The organism is Paraburkholderia sp. RHO2 (assembly GCF_050955445.1).
GTDB lineage: Bacteria > Actinomycetota > Actinomycetes > Mycobacteriales > Mycobacteriaceae > Prescottella > Prescottella agglutinans_A.
In genome coordinates this window covers 332,281-350,298 of record NZ_CP162617.1, presented here as the reverse complement: position 1 = coordinate 350,298, position 18,018 = coordinate 332,281, and the positions used below count along the sequence as shown (strand labels likewise).

Below are 18,018 nucleotides of genomic sequence, written 5' to 3'. Positions count from 1 at the left end.
TTGCCTCAGATCCGCTCGGCCAGCCCCGGGTAGTCGAGCACGAATCCGTCCTCGTCGACGGTGACGGACGACGATGACACCGGCGAGAGCACGTGGATGCCGTCGGCGCCGCTGCTGTACGTCAGCGATGCCTCCTGCACGGCGAGGTCGGGCAGGTTGACGTACACGACGGGCACCTGGATGTCCTCGGACTCGTGCTGCATGCCGAACCGCCGGATCGGCAGCGCGTTGAAGAACGGGCTGAGCACGACGTCGACGTCCTTCGCGCCGGCGAACCCGGACCGCAGGTGGGTGGTGCCGGTCTCGACCATCCACGCACCCTCCTCGTCGCGGCTGATCGACATCTGCCGCTCCCCCGACGCCAGCGCGGTGCGCAGCGACAGCCGCCGGGTGACGCCGTTCTCGTCGGTGACGAGGTCGTAGGACGCGCTGAAGGCGGGGTGCTCCGGGCACTCGCCGCCGATGATGCGCCCGGTCGCCTTGATCCGGTTTCCGCTCACCTGAACGCGTACGGACTCCATGCGCGGCGCCGAGTGGGCTCGCCACGTCAGAACAGCAGGCCAGGACGACGCGGTGCTCGAAATGCTCACGGTGTCTACGTTATGCGACGAACGGCCATCAGGTGGGCTGTGCGGACGGGACCGCTTCGCGCGGGTCGCCGTTCCGGTGATTCGTCGAGTGCTCGCCGCGCTCGAGCACCGTGATGCGCCGCGAGAACACCACCAGCGCGGTCAGGCCGACGGCGACGTTGATGAGCGCCCCGAACTCCTCGGCGACGAAGTTGAAGATCTCGGTGAGCAGGATCGTCACCAGCGCGGCGGCGCGGAGCAGGCGTACCGGCCAGATCCGGCCGGTACGCAGTTGGGAGATCGCGATCCAGCACAGCGAGAACGCGACGACCGATCCGCACATCTGACCGATCGTGGTGATGTCGGTGCCGGTGCCGCCGGAGAGGTCCTCCGACAACGTGACCACCGCGTTCACCACCCCGGCGGTGGAGAAGAGCGCGAGCGCGATCGCGGCGATCCACAGGGCACGGGTGCCGTCGAGCGCCCGCGGCAGCGGTCCGCGCAGCCGTGCCAGCAGGGCGTCGGATCGCCCGACGGATCGGGGCGCGCACCGGGCCAGCAGGTCCTCGACGCACGCGATGGCGGCGGGGTCGACCCCGTCGGCCGCGGCCCGGCGTAGTTGGCGCTGCGCCTCCGCCCGCCGGGGTTCGGCGAGACCGTGGATCAGTCCGTCGGCGGCGGTGCTCGCGGCGTTCACGAGGGCCTCGGCGGTGGTCTGCTGCCGGACGTCGTTCAACCAGCGGTTGAGCAGCAGCAGCGCGACGATGACGACGTACATGATCGCCACGGCCGGCTGAAAAAAGTAGTCGTTCGTCTGGGTCACGAATTTGCCGACCTCGTCGAGGAAGAGGCCGAATCCGATACCGCCGGCGACCACGGCCACGATCCGTGGCAGGTCGCCGAGGAACGAAAAGACGACCACCAGCGCGGCGACCATCCCCAGCCCGCCCCACAGCGCGTGCGCGATGTGCAGGGTCGAGCCACCGATCTGCGGATACCCGGTGGCGGCCAGGTAGGCGCGGGTGACCAGGATCGTGAGAATCCCGATGACGACGAAGGCCTCGACGAAGGCGCCGGCGTGGGCGTCACGCAGCAGCCTCGACTTTCCGGATCCGACCGTGTGTTCGGCGGGCGCAGACGCGGTCATCATGCGGCACAAACCCTTTCGATGGTCGTCGACGACACGCGCGGCGACGCGGGTCCGAAGACTCTTTACTTTCCCCCGCGACGGTCGCAAGGTTGAGTGAGGTCCGACCGAGCAGTGCGGACGAGTCCGAACCAGATTGCTGAATTCAGAGATTTGGAGGATAGGGCATGACCGAAGGTTGGGGTCGCATGGACAGTCCCTTCGATGACATTTTCGCCAGGTTCTTCGGATCGGGGTTGTCGTCCCAGCCCCCGGTCCAGCGGGTCGACCTCGGACGGCTCCTCAACGACGACGCCCGCCGACTGATCGCCACGGCGCGCGACGCGGCGACCGAGTGGGGCAACAGCGAGATCACCCCCGAGCACCTGCTCTACGCTGCGGCGCAGCACGATCCCACGCGAGGGGTACTCAGCAGCATCAACCTGGATCCGGACGAGCTGGCCTCGAAGATGGCCGCGCACCTCGACCGGCACGGCACCCCGAAGACCGGGGTCGGCTCCCCCAGCCTGAGCCCGGCCGCGAAGCTCGCGCTGCGGACCGCGCAGCAGCAGGCCAGCGAAGCCGGCAGCAGTTACATCGGTCCCGAGCACATCCTGATCGGCATCGCCGCGAACTCCGAGAGCCCGGCCGGCAAGGCCCTGCTGGGGGCCACGATCGAGGGCGAGAAGACGTCGGCGCCACCGAGTTCCACCCCGACGCTCGACGAGTACGGACGCGACCTCACGGCCGAGGCCCGGTCCGGCAACATCGACCCGGTCGTCGGCCGCGCCAAGGAGGTCGAGCAGACCATCGAGATCCTCTCCCGCCGCCGCAAGAACAACCCCGTCCTGATCGGCGATCCGGGCGTCGGCAAGACCGCGATCGTCGAGGGCCTCGCGCAGCGGATCGTCAATGGTGACGTCCCGTCGACGCTCGCCGACCGCCGCGTCGTCGCGCTGGACGTCGGCTCGCTGGTCGCCGGCACCAAGTACCGCGGCGAGTTCGAGGAGCGGCTGACGAAGATCCTCGACGAGGTGAAGGCGCACTCCGACGAACTCGTCCTGTTCATCGACGAACTGCACACCATCGTGGGTGCCGGCGCCGGCGGGGAGGGCGCGATGGACGCCGGCAATCTGCTCAAGCCGGCGCTGGCCCGAGGCGAACTGCACGCGATCGGGGCCACCACGATCGACGAGTACCGCAAGCACATCGAGAAGGACGCAGCCCTCGAGCGCCGCTTCCAACCGGTGCTGGTTGCGGAGCCGTCGGTCGACGACACCATCGAGATCCTGCGCGGCCTGGTCGACAGCTACGAGGCCCACCATCAGGTGCACTACACCGACGAAGCGCTCGTCGCCGCCGCCGAGCTGTCCGATCGGTACATCACCGACCGTTTCATGCCCGACAAGGCGATCGACCTCGTCGACCAGGCCGGTGCCCGCGTGCGGTTGCGCACGCGCACCCCCGACGTCGACACCCGCTCCGCGGAGGAGGAGATCGCCCGGCTCAAGCGGGAGAAGGATTCCGCCGTCGGGCAGGAGGACTACGAGCGCGCCAACGACCTCAAGCGTCGGATCGCCGAGGCCCAAGAGCGTCTGGGTGCTGCTGCCGATGAATCCACCCCGGAGGTGACCGTCGAGGACATCGCGCACGTGGTGTCGCGGCAGACCGGAATCCCGGTGGCGGACTTGACGTCCGAGGAACGTGAGCGGCTCATGAAGCTCGAGGACGTCCTGCACGCCCGCGTGATCGGGCAGACCGAGGCCGTCAGCGCGGTCGCGGAGGCGGTGCGCCGGTCGCGGGCCGGACTGTCCGACCCGAACCGCCCCATCGGCTCCTTCCTGTTCCTCGGACCCACCGGTGTCGGGAAGACGGAGACCGCGAAGGCGTTGGCGGAGGCCGTGTTCGGCGACGAGAACCGGATGATCCGCTTCGACATGAGCGAGTTCCAGGAGAAGCACACCGTCTCCCGGCTCGTCGGCGCCCCACCCGGTTACGTCGGCTACGAGGAGGCCGGGCAGCTCACCGACAAGGTGCGGCGCCAGCCGTACTCGGTGGTGCTGTTCGATGAGGTCGAGAAGGCGCATCCGGACGTGTTCAACGTGCTGCTGCAGCTGCTCGACGACGGCCGCGTCACCGACGCGCAGGGTCGCACCGTCGACTTCAAGAACACCATCGTGATCCTCACCAGCAACATCGGCTCCGACCTGATCCTCGGCACCGGGGCCGAGGACATCGACGAGCTGGTGCCGACGCTGATGGAGCGGCTGCGGGCGCACTTCCGGCCCGAGTTCCTCAACCGCATCGACGAGACGATCGTCTTCCACCGGCTCGACCAGACGGAGCTGCGGCAGATCATCGAACTCATCCTCGACGGCACCCGCCGGCAACTGCACGCCCAGCACGTCGAGCTGGACATCACCGAGGAGGCCGTCGACTGGCTCGCCGAGAAGGGCTACCAGCCGGAGTTCGGCGCACGACCGCTGCGCCGCACCGTGCAGAAGGAACTCGACAACCGGCTCGCCGGACTGCTGCTGTCGGGCGAGCTCGAACCCGACGACATCGTCCGGGTGTCGGCGAACGGCGGCCTCGAACTCGGCGTCGTGCACCGCAACGGCGCGGAGGGATCGCTGCCGACGGACGCGGGGGCCACGTCGGCATCGGGCGGCGGGTCCGACACCTGACGCGGAGTATCCCAGCACGTGTGGGCGTCGTCGTTCTCGCGGTTGTCGTGCCCGGACGACACCGTCTGGTTCCTGGCTCTCGACGACTACACGGATGCGGCGGACACCGCATTCGCATGGAACGAGTTCGAGACCATCGGTCGCGACGCGGCGATGAGCGACGACGATGCGGCGGCGGTCTCCGAGTTCTGGCGGCGCCACTGCCCGATCCTGCAGTCCGTCGGCGACGGCTACGCCTACCTGGCGATCGGACTCGACGGCGCGATCGTCCACGGCGTGGAACCGGAGTTCGAGGCGACGACCACCGTCGCCGACAGCCTCGTCGGCCTCCTCGAACAGATCGCACGCCCGACCGGGCCGCGCCACGCCGTGGTCGAGACCTTGCTGTTCCGCCCCGGGCGAACCGGGTCACAGGGCTGACGAGTCGGCAGCCGGCGGTGTGACTCGGACCCGTCGGAGATCTCGAGTAACGTGCTCCTGGTATTTGTGCGTGAGGAAGGGTGCCGTGACGTCGACCGGGAACATGGTGGGGCTGTTCGCCGGCATCGGCGGGGTGGAGTTGGGCCTGCGCGGCCACGGCTGGGAGACCGAGCTGCTGTGTGAGATCGACCCGGGCGCGCAGCAGGTGCTCCGGACCCGGTTCGCGGGCGTCGAGCTGCACGGCGACGTCACCCGGCTGCGCTCGCTGCCGCAGCGCACCGAGCTGGTCGCGGCGGGCTTCCCGTGTCAGGACCTGTCCCAGGCCGGGCGCACCGCGGGCATCACCGGCGCCCGTTCGGGCCTGGTCGACGAGGTGTTCCGTCTGGTCAAGCGCAAGAAGGGGCCGCGCTGGCTGCTGATCGAGAACGTCCCGTTCATGCTGCAGCTGGGCCGCGGCGCCGCGATGCGGCACATCACCGACGCGCTCGAGGATCTCGGCTACACGTGGGCGTACCGGGTGGTGGACGCCCGGGCGTTCGGCCTGCCGCAGCGCCGCCAGCGGGTGCTGATGCTCGCGTCACGCACCGACGACCCCCGCGAGGTGCTGTTCGGGCAGGACGCCGGCGTCCCGGGCGAGGGCGATCCGTCGCAGTACCCGTGCGGCTTCTACTGGACCGAAGGCGTCCGCGGGCTCGGCTGGGCCGTCAACGCGGTGCCCACGCTCAAGGGCGGCTCGACGGTGGGGATCGCGTCGCCGCCGGCGGTGCGACTGCCGTCGGGCGAGATCGTCACCCCGGGCCTGATCGACGCCGAGCGCCTACAGGGCTTCGACCCGGACTGGACGGCCCCCGCCACCGAGGTCAAGGGCATCCGCAACGGCCACCGCTGGCGCCTGGTCGGCAACGCCGTGAGCGTGCGGATGGCGGAATGGGTGGGCGGACGCCTCGTCGAACGCGTCGCCTACAGCGCCGACCACGAGACGGCACTGAAGCCGGGCGACGCCTGGCCCAGCGCCGCGTGGGGCCGCGACCGGCGGGCCTTCCGGGTGCACGAGTCGCACTGGCCGGTCCACCACCCGTACGAGGATCTCAGCGGGTTCCTCGAGCACTCCCAGTTGCTGTCCGCGCGGGCGACGGCAGGCTTCCTCAAGCGGGCCCGCGCCGGCAGCCTGCGGTTCGTCCCGGGCTTCCTCGACGACGTCGAGAGCCACCTCGACCGGATGGGCGGCTACCCGGAAGCGGTGGCCTGAGGCCGGTGCGAGGATGGTGACGATGCCGTCCACCGATCCCCTGACCAGCGCGCGGATGCGCAAGCAGCGCCGGCGCGACACCGCGCCGGAGGTGGCGCTGCGCCGCGAACTGCACCGGCGCGGGGCCCGGTTCTTCGTCGACCGCGCGCCGCTGCCCGGCCTGCGCCGCCGCGCCGATCTGGTGTTCCCCCGCAAACGGGTCGCGGTGTACGTGGACGGCTGCTTCTGGCACAGCTGCCCGCAACACGCCACCTCCCCGAAGAACAACGCGCAGTGGTGGGCGGACAAGTTGGCCGCCAACGTGGTTCGGGACCGGGACACCGACGCCCGGCTGGCGGCCGCAGGCTGGGGCGTGGTGCGGATCTGGGAGCACGAGGACCCGACGGAAGCGGCCGATCGGGTGCAGGCGGCACTGATCGGGGACTGAACGGTCTCGAATCGGTGGCGATGCAAGCGGCGTGGACCCGAGTTTTCTAGGCTCGTGCGCATGAGGATCCTCGTCGCCGGCGCCGGGGGCGTCGTCGGACTGCCGCTCACCCGGGAACTGATCGCCCACGGACACGAGGTGATCGGCACCTCGCGCAACCCGGACTCGCGCCCCGAACTGCGCGACGCCGGCGCGAAGGTGGTGCGCATGGACGCCTTCGATTCGGCGTCGGTGGAGCACGCCATCGCCGAGGCCCGGCCGGACGCGGTGATCCACCAACTCACCGACCTGTCGGACGTCGACCTCGAGGCCAACGCGGAACTGCGCATCGTCGGCACCCGCAACCTCGTCGACGCGATGCGCCGGTACGGCGTGGAACGACTCGTGACGCAGAGCATCGCGTGGCTCTACGCAGACGGCGAGGGCCTCGCCGACGAGACGGTGCCGCTGCGCGAGCCCGCCGGTCCGGGCGCCCGGACCGTGGAGGGGGTGGCCTCGATGGAACACACGTCGACGGAGATCCCGAACCACGTGATCCTCCGCTACGGCAAGCTGTACGGCCCCGGCACGTGGTACTCCCCCGACGGCGACTTCGGTCGAGCCGCCCGGGACGGCGTGTTCGAGGGCAACGGCATCGAGAGTTTCCTGCACATCGACGACACCGCGGCGCCCACCGTCGCCGCGCTCGACTGGCCCACCGGGATCGTCAACGTCGTCGACGACGAACCTGCCGGCCCCGCCGACTGGCTGCCGACGTTCTGCCGGTGGGTGGGCGCGCCGGAGCCGAGCGGTCTCGGTCCCGGCCACGGGCGCGGAGCGTCGAACACCAAGGCGCGCGCGCTCGGTTGGGTGCCGAAGCATCCCTCGTGGCGGACCGGGATGTCCGGCTGACAAGTCACCCGAGCGATCGCAGGTAGACGAGCGTCGCCTGCACGCGCCGATCGCCGTCTTCCAACGGCAGCTTCGAGAAGATGGACCCGATGTGCTTGCGCACCGCGGCCTCCGACACCGTCAACCGCTGCGCGATACCGGAATTGGTGCACCCCTCGGCGACCAGTGCGAGCACTTCCCGCTCGCGCGGTGTGAGCGCGGCCAGCGGTCCACGACTCCTCGTCGCGGTGACGAGTGCCCGCACGACGTCCGGGTCGATGATCGTCTCGCCCCGGGCCACCCGGTCCACGGCGTCGAGGAACTGACGGACGTGTCCGACGCGCTCCTTGAGCAGATAGCCCACACCACTGCGAGTGTCTTCGCCGATCAGCTCATCGAGATAGGCCACCGAGACATACTGCGACAGCACGACAATGGGCAGTTCGGGTTCGCGCTGCCGGAGTGCCGCCGCGGCTCGCAGCCCGTCGTCCGTGTGGCTCGGCGGCATCCGGACATCGGTGACCACCAGGTCCGGACGGTACGCGTCCCACGCGTCCAGGAGTGTCGGCGCATCGCCCACCGCAGCGCACACGTCGTGCCCGGCGGAGGCGAGCACGCTCTCCACGCCGGCCCGCAGCAGGGGGCTGTCCTCCGCGAGCACGATCCGCAGCGACCGTTCCGTCGACGTCACACCGGGCACTCCATTCGGATCGTCGTGGGACCGCCGACAGGACTTGTCACGGTGAGGGTTCCGTCGAGAGCGGCGAGGCGGCCGCGCAATCGGTCGAGACCGCCGCCGGCGGTGAGGTGCGCGCCACCCGCACCGTCGTCGGTGACGCTCAACAGCCACCCGTCGCCGACGCGATCACCGCGCACGGTGACGTGCCGGGCCTGCGCGTGCCGGACGGCGTTCGTCAACGCCTCGGACACGAGCACATACGACATGTGCTCGACCGGCGCCGGCAGCCGCTCCCCCGATCCGGTCACACCGTCGAGGGAGACTTCGACGTCGAGAGGGACGTCCGCCACCAGATCCGTGAGCGCCGGCGCGAGCCCGCGTTCGATCAGCGCCCGCGGGGAGTAGCCGCGCAGCACCGCCCGCAACTCGGCGAGGGTCTCGTCCACCTGGCGGTGTGCGTCGGCGGCGAGCCGGCCGGTCGGCCCGTCCGCATCGGCGGCCTCCGCCAACCCGAGGCTCATCGACAGGGCCACCAGCCGGTGCTGGACCCGGTCGTGCAGTTCCGATTCGAGCAGCGCACGCTCGGACCCCTCGGCGTCGAGCAGTCCCGACCGGGTCGTCTCGAGGCGGGCCGCCTCGAGACGCCACGGGTCGGCGTCGAACCCGAGGAGCAGTCGGGCCATCAGCGACTCGGACGCCGCCCAGGCGCCGACGACCACCAGCAGCAGCGCCGCGACCAGCAGCCCGGCCAGCACCAGAACCCAAGCACCCGAACTTGTTTCGACGGTCCATGCCCCGAGGTCGAAGTAGTCGTCGCGGATGACCATGGGCGCGACGAGGAGCATCCCGACGATGGTCACGCCGAAGACCGCCAGGAGGGCGGCGACGCCGCCCGAGATCGCCGCGCCCAGGACGTACGCGACGTGCCGGACGGTCGGCAGCCTCTGCTCGTCCGCGGACGCCCGCACCTCCGCGTCGGCACGTCCCGCGAGCGACGGATCGATCAGCCGCAGCCGCGCGCAGTGCGCACGCAGCATCGGTTCCCACAGCGCGGTCCGCAGTCGACGCGTCAGCCCCAGCAGCACGACCGGGACGATGCCGACCACGGTCGCGCACGAGAGGACGCCCGCGACGACGAGGCACGCGAGCGAGCGCCACGGCCATGCGGTGCCGAGGTATCGGGGGCCGGACCGCAGGGCCGACGACACGCTGCCCGTCACCGCTCCGCTCCGCTCTTCCTGCGCCGGCTCACCGTCGACGCCACCACGACGCAGGCGACGACGGGGAGATAGGCAGCGCACATGAGGAGCGTAACGGCATTCGCAGGGGCGCCCGGGTCCACGAAGCGTCCGAGCCCGACGGCCACCACGAGGTTGCTGCCGCCGTGCAGGATCGCGGGCGGCCACACCGATCCACTGCGACTCCACAGCCAGCCGATCACGAACTCCAGCAGCACCGACAGCGGCAGCCACATCAGCATCGCGACAACCGCGTCGGCGGCGGACCCACCGGCGCCGAAGTACCCCACCCACGGCAGCGGCCAGTGCCACACACCCCAGATCAGCCCGGTCGCGAACGTGGTTGCAATCGGTCGGCCCGGCACGAGGCGATCCCGCAGGTACGCGGTCCAGCCGAACTCCTCGCCCCAGAACAGGGGCGCGGCCACCACCGGGACCACCAGGGAGATCGCCACGAACACGAGGTCGTTCCGGCCGAAGTGCCGGCCGGCGACGTCCCACACACCGGTCGCCGCGGCCGCCGCCAACGCGACCGCGAGGACTCCGACGGGTAGCAGCGCGGCAATGAGGTACGACGACCACGCCTCGGACAGTCGGGGCCGCAGCCCCGCGTCGGCGAATCCCTCGCGGGTGATCCACCGGCGCGTGACGATCGCGGCGAGGGCGGGCACGAACGCGGCGGTGAGCAGCTGGACGACCACATTGTCGAGCGAGTAGCCGGCAACCCACACGAGTGCCCACGGCACCCAGGATGCGACGAAGGCGAGGACGAGGAACCAGCGAAGTCCGAGCCTGCGCACGGAATCGTCGTCGTGGACAGTCGCCGGTGGCGAGACGGGCGGTGCAGTTGTCATGTCTCCACTTCAGGGCGCCGGGCGCCGAAAAGCTGTAGCCCGCGCGACCGTCCCGAGGTGGCGTGCACGCTACCCCGAGGCGACAGTGGGACTGCTCGAATCGCGAACTAGAGACGCTTCCACGTCCAGCGGCAGTGGGCGACGAGGGGGGATTCCGGCGTCACGAGTCGCGGCATCGTGTTGGCCCCGTTCGGTGGTCCCGATTGCGGCTCGACGCAGACGCCGTCGGCCTCCATGTCGTAGACCACGACCCACCGCTCGGGGCTCGACACTTCCAACTCGAGCAGGCTCGGCCACGTGAGCACCACACGCACGCCGTCGACCATCCCGAAGCAGTCGTCCCACGGTCCCGTTCGCGGGGCGATCCGCACGCCCGACGGCAGGTAGTCCGACCCGCGCAGCTCCTGCCAGTCGGGGGCGAAGTCGATCCGAACGGGCTCACTGTCGCTGCGCAGCAGGCGTTTGAACCACGGATGCCACCCGACCTGGGCGGGAAACGGATCAGCGTCGGACGTCACCTCCATGGACAGATCGAGACAGTCCTCGGTGAGGCTGAACGTCTGGGCCACTCGACCCGCGAACGGCCACGGCGGGGCCAGTGCCTGCTGCAACGTCGCGTGCGTGCCGGATGCGTCGGCGACTTCCCACGCCTTGTCCCGCACCGTGCCGTGAATGGCGTGGGGAGCCGCATTGAGCGGAAGGTGATGCGTGACCGAGCCGACGGACAACTGCCCGTTGCCGAGTCGTCCACACCATGGCGCCATGGGGAAGCACCCGTACGGGTCGCCCTGCCTCAGCAGCTCGGTCTCGGCCACGACGAGGCTGGTGATCACGCCGCCTTGCCGTGGCGAGATCCCGACGCGGACATCGCCGGCTTCCAGGGTGAGATCGGTGGCGTACATACTGCCTATGCCCCGGAGTGGCGCGCCAGCCGCCGGTGCCGGTGCGCGAAGTAGGAACGGACGATCCCCGCCAGCTCGTCGTTGATGCCCTCCGGGGTGACCACTCGTGCCCACACGCGTTCCGCTGGGCCGTCGACCGCGGACACCCTTTCGATGATCATGGCCCCATGATGCCGGGTAGCGCTCCCGAAAAGTAGTCTCAGCATTACTTTTCCTTTACCTGCTGATCGCGGCCCGGCCACCGCCGATTCCTACCGTCTCGGCCATGAATTTCCGTCGGGCCATTTCAGCTCTTGCCGTTGCCTCCGTCGCCGCCGTGCCGCTCACGGCCCTCGCCCCGGCCACCGCGTCCGCCGCCGGCAGCCTCGACTGGCCCGGTTCGCTCGGCAGCACCGGGTCGCAGACCGAACCGGCCTTCGACGTCCAGGCGCATCGTGGCGGGCTGGGTCTGTACACCGAGAGCAGCCTCGCGGCGTTCTCCAACGCCCTCGAAATGGGCGTCACGACACTCGAACTCGACACGCAGATCACCGAGGACGGCATCGCCGTCGTCACGCACGATCGCAAGATCTCGAACAAGAAGTGCCAGGACACCGCCCCGGCCACCGCCGGCGATCCGGAGTTCCCGTACGTCGGCAAGTACATCAAGGACCTGACGCTCGAGCAGATCAAGACGATGGACTGCGGTTCGCTGCGGCTCGCGGATCACCCCGAGCAGCAGACCGTTCCGGGCGCGAAGATGCAGACGCTGACCGAGGTGTTCGATCTCGTGAAGTCGTACGACGCCCCGAACGTGAAGATGAACATCGAGACCAAGGTCGAGGCCGGTGCGCCGTCCGAGACCGCGCCGCGGGAGCAGTTCGTCCGCACCGTCCTCGGCACCATCCGCGACGCGGGCATGCTCGACCGCGTCACGATCCAGAGCTTCGACTGGGGCGCACTGATGCTCACCCGCGACCTCGAGCCGTCGGTGCCCACCGTGGCGCTCACCAACGGCGACTTCCTGCAGATCGGCAAGGACGGCGCCTCGCCGTGGCTCGGCGGCCTCGATATCGACGACTTCGGCGGCGACGCGATCGCGGCGATCTCCACGTTCGGCGCGTCGGCCTTCTCGCCGGTACAGGGCACCCCGCAGGGCGGCAAGGTGTCGGACCCGGGCTTCACGCTGTACGTCACCGAGGAGATGGTCGACGCGGCCCACGCCCGTGACATCAAGGTGATCCCCTGGACCGTCAACGATCCCGAGACCATGCATGCGCTGATGGACCTCGGTGTCGACGGCATCATCACCGACCGCCCCGACCGCCTGCGCACGGTCCTCAGCGAGCGGGGCCTGGACCTTCCCGCACCCGCCGCGAAGAAGTAGCGTTCCACTCTCGTCGAGATCCCGCCGGACTGTTCCGGCGGGATCTCGTCGTTCGAGCCGAGCCCCCGACGTTTCGTCCGGTTCCGACGCCTTACCATCGGCCCATGAGCATCGCATTCGTCCAGTCCACCTGGCATCGATCCATCGTCGATCACGCGCGCGACGCCTTCGTCGTGCAGTGGCGCGAATCGGGCCACGACCCGGCCGAGATCGAGTTCTTCGAGACGCCCGGCGCGTTCGAGATCCCCCTGCACGCCCAGCGCCTGGCCCGCACCGGGCGCTTCGACGCGATCGTCGCGGCCGGACTGGTGGTCGACGGCGGCATCTACCGGCACGAATTCGTCGCGTCCGCAGTGATCGACGGCCTGATGCGGGTCCAGCTCGACACCGACGTTCCGGTCTTCTCCGCGGTACTCACCCCGCATCACTTCCACGAGCACGCCGATCACGACGCCTTCTTCACCGCGCATTTCGACAAGAAGGGCGCCGAGGTCGCGAAGGCCTGCTCGCAGACCCTGGCCGCGCTCGCCACGATCGCGTAGCCCGTCGCACGAGTCGGCCGATCACCGGCGGACACAAGAACTTTCACGAGCGTCGTGGAAGGTCCGCGCCCGGGACACCGTCCGACATGAGGCACGGGGATCGGTCGGAACGCGCACGTGGACCGATCCTCGACGTCAACTGCCTGGTGGTCGATGCTGTCGACCGTCGCGCCTTTCTGGCTACCATTGGGGAGGATTTTCGCACCGCACGAACCGGAAGTGGCAAGCCTCGTCCAGGAGTTGGTCCCCGTGGGTCACGCGTCGGAGACGGCACACATCTCGACGGTCGCGACCGCCCCGCGACCGGAGAAGTTGGTGCGCCCCGACGTGGAACGGACGCCGTCGCCGTCGGGAGGGATCTCTCGGGGCCGCGAGAGTCGAAATCAGCATCGCCCCGCAAGGGGTAACCGATGAATGCCGACGTCCCAGAGCCATCCGTCCCGCCGAATCCCGCCGACTTCGACGCCGTCTACCGCGGCGACTTCGAGGCCCTGGCTCGCGATCGGCAGGCGAACTCCACCGGTCAGCCTCCCGCGTTCCAGATCGATCGGGTTCCGTGGGACATCGGTGAAGCCCAGCCGGTGGTACGCAGCCTCGAGGCCGACGGCGAGATCACCGACGAGGTACTCGACATCGGCTGCGGGCCAGGCGAAAACGCACTGTTCCTCGCAGAACACGGATATCGGGTATGCGGGCTCGACGCTGCGCCCGCGGCGATCGACATCGCCCGTGAACGGGCGCGCAGTCGCGGACTGGAAGGGGCGGTCGACTTCGCGGTGGCCGATGCGACCGAACTGACCGGCTACACCGACCGGTTCACGACCGTCGTCGACAGCGCCCTATATCACTGCTTCCCCGAGGACCAGCGGCCCCGCTACGCGGCCGCCGTGTACCGGGCCTGTGTCCCGCACGCCCGGCTGCACCTGGTGTGTTTCTCGGACGACGTCCCGGAGGAGTTCCCCGGCCCCTTCCGCATCAGCGAGGAGAACCTGCGCGACACGCTCGGCGGCGCCGGGTGGGTGATCCACCGACTGGAACGCACCACCTACACCACCGCGGTCACCCGCAGCGACATCGCGCGACAGGACGCCTCCCCGCTGGCCGCCGTCGCCGCCCGCCTCGATTTCGACGCCCACGACCGACTCCTCGCGCCGGCCTGGCTCGCGACCGCCGAACGCCCTTGACCGCCATGCGCACGGTGGCGCTCGAGTTGGTGCCGCCGGAACTGGACCGGGGCGCCTGCGGGGCCGTCCAGCAGACGTGCGCGGCCGTCGAACTGTGCCGCGGCCACGGACTGGCCGAACACGTCCGCCACGTGATGATCCCCGGCATCGTCGCCGAGGACTCGGATCGGCCCGTGGCACTGACGCCGCGGATGGACGTGCTGGACTTCTGGGAGACGGTCCGCCCGTCCCTCGGCACGATCTCGGGCCTGTGCGCGCAGGTGACCGTGTTCCACGACCAGGAGCAACTGTCCGACCGGGTGCACCGGCTACGCGCCGCCGGCATGGACGGCATCACGTTCGTGGGCAAGCCGCACGGCCTGCCGGTCGGTGACGCCCCGGGCGTCACACCGCAGCAGGCGGTGGCGCGTTTCCGGGAGGTGATCCCCCACCGCGGTGTGGTGCTGATCCCCACGCGCCGCGGCGAACTCGACCGATTCGACGCCAAGTGCGGACACGGCGCGACCTTCGCGCTGACCCAGCTGCTGTATTCCGACCGGATCGTGGGTTTCCTGCGCGAGTTCGCCGCCCGGAGCGAGCACCGCCCGGAGATCCTGCTGTCGTTCGGATTCGTTCCCGGGATGGAACGGCATGTGCGCCTCATCGATTGGCTGATCCACGACCGGGGGAACGACGTCGTCCGACAGGAGCAGGAGTTCGTCGCGCGGATCGCGGACGGCTCGGCGCGGCAGCGTCGCGACGCCCTCGTCGACCTGTACCGGCGCATTCTCGACGGCGTCCACGATCTCGGGTTCCCGTTGAGCGTGCACCTCGAGGCACCCTACGGTGTCTCGGGTGCCGCGTGCGAGACCTTCGCCGCGATGCTCGACCACTGGACACCCGGATCCACAGAGGAGTCGCCTTGAGTAGCAACGCTGTTCCGCTCGCCGTCGAGGACGCCCGCGCGCACCTCACATCCCAGCCGTTCAGCGTCCTACTCGGCGCCCGGCTGGTCTCGTTCGACGCGGACGGCGCGGTTCTCGAGGTCGACGCCCGACCGGACCTGCTGCAGCAGAACGGTTTCCTCCACGGTGGCGTGCTCGCCTACGCCGCGGACAACTGCCTCACCTACGCGGCCGGCACCGTCCTGGGCCCGGGCGTGCTGACCGGCGGCATGACCATCGAGTACGTGCGCCCGGCGCAGGGACGCACCCTGCGCGCCACCGCGCGGGTCGTCCACTCGGGACGACGTCGCGCGGTGTGCAGGTGCGAGTTGGAGATGGTCGCCGACGACGGCAGCACCCGGCTGTGCGCTGTCGCGCAGGGCACGGTGCTGCCGGTCACCGGCTCCTGATCAGATGTCGAAGAACACCGTCTCGGCGCCGCCGTCGGGCGTGTCCTGCAGGCGGATGTCGAACGTGTAGAACACCTTCCCGTCCCGCTCCGACCGCTTCGCGATCAGCGTCTGGCGCCGGGTCTCCCACTCGATCCCCGACAGGATCGGGTCGGCGGCGTTGTGCTCGACCTCGTCGTCGAAGTAGGCGCGGGTGTGCAGCCCGACGTTGATGCCGCGCGCGAAGATCGCGATGCACACGTGCGGGGCCTGGACACGGCCGCCGTCCGCGTCGACCGGACCGGGCTTGACGGTGTGGAACTCGAAGACGCCGGAGTCGAAGTCGGCGCCGGTGCGCCCCCAGCCGCGGAACGCGGGATCGACTGCCTTGTCCTGCGGGTCGAGTCGGTGCGCGTACTTGCCGGCCGCGTTGGCCTGCCAGATCTCGAGCAGCGCGTCGCGCACGAGCGTGCCGCTGCCGTCGAACACGCGCCCCTCGATCGTGATCCGTTCGCCGACGGTGGCCTCGGAGACCAGGTCGTTGCCGAAGTTGTTCTCGAAGGCGTCGAAGCCGGCCTGCTGCGGCGCGAGCCCGATGTGGACGTAGGGCCCGCCGGTCTGCGACGGTGTCTCGGGGAACCGCGTCACCATCGGGTGCGGCGTGGCGGCGCTGGGGTGCTGGTCGATTCGGGTCATCGCGGGGCTCCCGGGACGGTGTTCTCGAAGAAGGTGGCCCGACGTCCACGCAGGGTGACGTCGAAACGGTAGGTGCGGGCGTCGAACGGCACGTTGTTGGCCGGGTCCTCCTGCGCGATCAGGCTGCGCACCTGCTCGACCGTCGGGATGGTCCGGGCGATCGGGCACCGCTCGATCAACGGATCACCCTCGAAGTACAGCTGCGTGATCAGCCGCTGCGCCCAGCCGTCCGCGCTGAGCGACATGTGGATGTGCGAGGGACGCCACGCGTTGGTGTTGTTGCCCCACGGGTACGCACCGGGCTTGACGGTGCGGAAGACGTAGTAACCGTTGCTGTCGGTGAGCATCCGGCCGCAGCCGCCGAAGTTGGGGTCGATCGGGGCCAGGTACTTGTCGGTCTTGTGCCGGTAGCGTCCGCCCGCGTTGGCCTGCCACACCTCCACCAGCGCACCGGAGACCGGGTTACCGAACTCGTCGCGCACATAGCCGTGGACGATGAGGCGTTCGCCGATCGGCAGTCCGTCCTTGGCGAAGTTGAGGATCAGGTCGTTGTCCTTCTCCCCCAATTCCTTCGCGCCGAACACCGGTCCGGTGATCTCGGAGAGCGTGTTCCGCGGCGAGATGAGGGCGTTGCGCGGCGAGCGCAGCACGCTGGTCTTGTAGGACGGGGTCAGCGCCGGCGGATGCACAGTGGCATCGCGTTCGACGAATTCGCCGATGGTCATGGGGTTCTCCTGTCGAGCGGATCTCCCGCCACGCTATTTGCGCCCTCAACTCATGTAAATTGACGCTTTCGCCGAGTTTTCATAACCTGTGGAAATGTCGGACGGTTTCGTTCCCCCACCTCCCGTGGTCGACGGGACGGTCGCCCGCGTCCTGGACCGGATCCGACTCCGGCACCTCACGTGCTTCGTCGTGGTGGCGCAGGAGCGCAACCTCGGACGCGCGGCGCAGCGCCTGCACCTGACCCAGCCCGCGGTGACGAAGACCCTCAACGAACTCGAGGCCCTCGCCGGCGTACGCCTGGTCGACCGCGGGCGGCACGGCGCCCGTCTCACGCCGGCCGGCGAACTGTTCCTGCGCCGCGCGGTCGCCGTGACGGACGCGATGGAGTCGGCGGCGTCGGCACTCGCCGGGGCCGGCGCGCCGACTGCACCGATCCGCGTCGGCGCCCTTCCCACCGTCGCGAGCGTGCTCCTGCCCAAGGCGATCTCGCGGCTGCAGGCCACCCACCCGGACGTGGGCGTGCGGGTGGTCACCGGATCGAACGACGTCCTGCTCGCCGCGGTCCGGGCCGGCGAGCTCGATCTCGCGCTGGGCCGGATGGCCGAACCCGACGCTCTGCAGGACGTGACGTTCGAGCTGCTCTACACCGAGTCGCTCGCGCTGATCGTCCGACCGGGGCACCCCCTGACCGCGGCCACCGGCCCCCTCCCGATGCCGGCGGTCCTCGACCACCCGCTCGTGGTGGCGATCACGGGCACCGTGCCGCGGCACCACACCGAGGCACTGCTGCAGCGGCACGGCCTCCACCTGCCGGCCGGCTGCGTCGAGACGCTGGACGTCACCGTCGCCCGGACCCTCGCCCGGCACGGCGACGCGGTCTGGTTCACCCCGGAACGAGTGCCGCAGACCGATCTCGACGACGGCACCCTGGTCCGCCTGCCGCAGCCGACACCGGGCACCGCTGAGCCCGTCGGGCTGTTCCGGCGGGCGACGGCGGACTCCCCCGCCGCCGTCGAGGAGCTCGCCGGCGTCCTGCGGGAACTGGCCGACGCCTGATCCCCGCCCCGCCTCGGGCCGAGCACGGTCCGGGCGGCATGTGCGTCGGGTCGTGCCGTCGGCAAGAATGTTCCACGATCGTTTCGAACAAACGGCTGACGGACGCGATGGTGGAGGT

Annotated in this window: 20 protein-coding genes; 11 read left to right on the top strand and 9 right to left on the bottom strand. The window is 70.0% G+C overall.

Translation table 11 applies throughout. The features are described from left to right. Nucleotides 1-5 precede the first annotated feature (5 nt). The gene (locus tag ABTV10_RS01545) at nucleotides 6-590 is read right to left on the bottom strand and encodes a putative glycolipid-binding domain-containing protein (RefSeq protein ID WP_499032078.1); all 585 of its coding nucleotides are present in this window, start codon (nucleotides 588-590) and stop codon (nucleotides 6-8) included. A gap of 28 nt (nucleotides 591-618) precedes the next feature. After that, nucleotides 619-1,719, bottom strand: coding sequence for a hypothetical protein (locus ABTV10_RS01540; RefSeq protein ID WP_499032077.1), 1,101 nt, complete (start codon nucleotides 1,717-1,719; stop codon nucleotides 619-621). 164 nt (nucleotides 1,720-1,883) lie between these two features. On the opposite strand from ABTV10_RS01540, the gene ABTV10_RS01535 reads away from it, so the two are divergent. From ABTV10_RS01535 to ABTV10_RS01515, 5 genes are all read left to right on the top strand, one after another. Further along, nucleotides 1,884-4,379 carry an ATP-dependent Clp protease ATP-binding subunit gene (locus ABTV10_RS01535; protein ID WP_499032075.1) on the top strand — a complete coding sequence of 832 codons (2,496 nt, stop codon included), beginning with the start codon at nucleotides 1,884-1,886 and terminating at the stop codon, nucleotides 4,377-4,379. An 18-nt stretch (nucleotides 4,380-4,397) separates the two neighbouring features. Next, nucleotides 4,398-4,799 carry a hypothetical protein gene (locus ABTV10_RS01530; RefSeq protein WP_499032074.1) on the top strand — a complete coding sequence of 134 codons (402 nt, stop codon included), beginning with the start codon at nucleotides 4,398-4,400 and terminating at the stop codon, nucleotides 4,797-4,799. 85 nt (nucleotides 4,800-4,884) lie between these two features. Continuing rightward, a complete protein-coding gene (locus ABTV10_RS01525; protein ID WP_499032073.1) occupies nucleotides 4,885-6,048 on the top strand; it encodes a DNA cytosine methyltransferase in 1,164 nt (387 codons plus the stop codon). A 22-nt stretch (nucleotides 6,049-6,070) separates the two neighbouring features. Beyond that, on the top strand, nucleotides 6,071-6,475 hold the full coding sequence (locus tag ABTV10_RS01520) for a very short patch repair endonuclease (protein WP_499032071.1): 405 nt from the start codon (nucleotides 6,071-6,073) through the stop codon (nucleotides 6,473-6,475). 60 nt (nucleotides 6,476-6,535) lie between these two features. Then, on the top strand, nucleotides 6,536-7,366 hold the full coding sequence (locus tag ABTV10_RS01515; RefSeq protein WP_499032070.1) for an NAD-dependent epimerase/dehydratase family protein: 831 nt from the start codon (nucleotides 6,536-6,538) through the stop codon (nucleotides 7,364-7,366). Between the two features lie 4 nt (nucleotides 7,367-7,370). On the opposite strand, the gene ABTV10_RS01510 is transcribed toward ABTV10_RS01515, so the two are convergent. The 5 genes from ABTV10_RS01510 to ABTV10_RS01490 all read right to left on the bottom strand — a co-directional run bounded on the left by ABTV10_RS01510 (nucleotide 7,371) and on the right by ABTV10_RS01490 (nucleotide 11,179). Then, the gene (locus ABTV10_RS01510) at nucleotides 7,371-8,036 is read right to left on the bottom strand and encodes a response regulator (RefSeq protein ID WP_499032069.1); all 666 of its coding nucleotides are present in this window, start codon (nucleotides 8,034-8,036) and stop codon (nucleotides 7,371-7,373) included. After that, entirely contained in the window at nucleotides 8,033-9,244 is a 1,212-nt protein-coding gene (locus ABTV10_RS01505) for a sensor histidine kinase (protein ID WP_499032068.1), read from the bottom strand. The genes ABTV10_RS01510 and ABTV10_RS01505 overlap by 4 nt, the downstream gene beginning before the upstream one ends. Beyond that, nucleotides 9,241-10,116, bottom strand: coding sequence for a CPBP family intramembrane glutamic endopeptidase (locus ABTV10_RS01500; protein WP_499032067.1), 876 nt, complete (start codon nucleotides 10,114-10,116; stop codon nucleotides 9,241-9,243). The genes ABTV10_RS01505 and ABTV10_RS01500 overlap by 4 nt, the downstream gene beginning before the upstream one ends. Nucleotides 10,117-10,223: 107 nt before the next feature. Next, a complete protein-coding gene (locus tag ABTV10_RS01495; protein ID WP_499032066.1) occupies nucleotides 10,224-11,018 on the bottom strand; it encodes an aldose epimerase family protein in 795 nt (264 codons plus the stop codon). A gap of 5 nt (nucleotides 11,019-11,023) precedes the next feature. Continuing rightward, complete coding sequence (locus tag ABTV10_RS01490) at nucleotides 11,024-11,179, bottom strand: hypothetical protein (RefSeq protein WP_499032065.1); 156 nt, start codon at nucleotides 11,177-11,179, stop codon at nucleotides 11,024-11,026. Between the two features lie 104 nt (nucleotides 11,180-11,283). Here ABTV10_RS01490 and ABTV10_RS01485 point away from each other — a divergent pair, with 104 nt between their 5' ends. The 5 genes from ABTV10_RS01485 to ABTV10_RS01465 all read left to right on the top strand — a co-directional run bounded on the left by ABTV10_RS01485 (nucleotide 11,284) and on the right by ABTV10_RS01465 (nucleotide 15,443). After that, complete coding sequence (locus tag ABTV10_RS01485) at nucleotides 11,284-12,384, top strand: glycerophosphodiester phosphodiesterase family protein (protein ID WP_499032064.1); 1,101 nt, start codon at nucleotides 11,284-11,286, stop codon at nucleotides 12,382-12,384. A 104-nt stretch (nucleotides 12,385-12,488) separates the two neighbouring features. Then, entirely contained in the window at nucleotides 12,489-12,926 is a 438-nt protein-coding gene (locus ABTV10_RS01480) for a 6,7-dimethyl-8-ribityllumazine synthase (RefSeq protein WP_433609195.1), read from the top strand. Between the two features lie 410 nt (nucleotides 12,927-13,336). Further along, nucleotides 13,337-14,110: an SAM-dependent methyltransferase gene (locus ABTV10_RS01475; RefSeq protein WP_499032063.1), complete on the top strand. Its 774-nt coding sequence runs from the start codon at nucleotides 13,337-13,339 to the stop codon at nucleotides 14,108-14,110. Nucleotides 14,111-14,115: 5 nt separating this feature from the next. Then, a complete protein-coding gene (locus ABTV10_RS01470; RefSeq protein WP_499035111.1) occupies nucleotides 14,116-15,015 on the top strand; it encodes a mycobacterial-type methylenetetrahydrofolate reductase in 900 nt (299 codons plus the stop codon). Further along, entirely contained in the window at nucleotides 15,012-15,443 is a 432-nt protein-coding gene (locus ABTV10_RS01465) for a PaaI family thioesterase (RefSeq protein WP_499032062.1), read from the top strand. Before ABTV10_RS01470 ends, ABTV10_RS01465 begins: the two co-directional genes overlap by 4 nt. Here ABTV10_RS01465 and pcaG read toward each other — a convergent pair whose 3' ends face one another. Further along, nucleotides 15,444-16,118: a protocatechuate 3,4-dioxygenase subunit alpha gene (pcaG, locus tag ABTV10_RS01460; RefSeq protein ID WP_499032061.1), complete on the bottom strand. Its 675-nt coding sequence runs from the start codon at nucleotides 16,116-16,118 to the stop codon at nucleotides 15,444-15,446. It abuts the gene before it with no gap. Continuing rightward, on the bottom strand, nucleotides 16,115-16,843 hold the full coding sequence (gene pcaH, locus ABTV10_RS01455; protein WP_499032060.1) for a protocatechuate 3,4-dioxygenase subunit beta: 729 nt from the start codon (nucleotides 16,841-16,843) through the stop codon (nucleotides 16,115-16,117). Before pcaH ends, pcaG begins: the two co-directional genes overlap by 4 nt. 94 nt (nucleotides 16,844-16,937) lie before the next feature. On the opposite strand from pcaH, the gene ABTV10_RS01450 reads away from it, so the two are divergent. Further along, nucleotides 16,938-17,900 carry a LysR substrate-binding domain-containing protein gene (locus tag ABTV10_RS01450; RefSeq protein ID WP_499032059.1) on the top strand — a complete coding sequence of 321 codons (963 nt, stop codon included), beginning with the start codon at nucleotides 16,938-16,940 and terminating at the stop codon, nucleotides 17,898-17,900. Nucleotides 17,901-18,018: the final 118 nt, after the last annotated feature.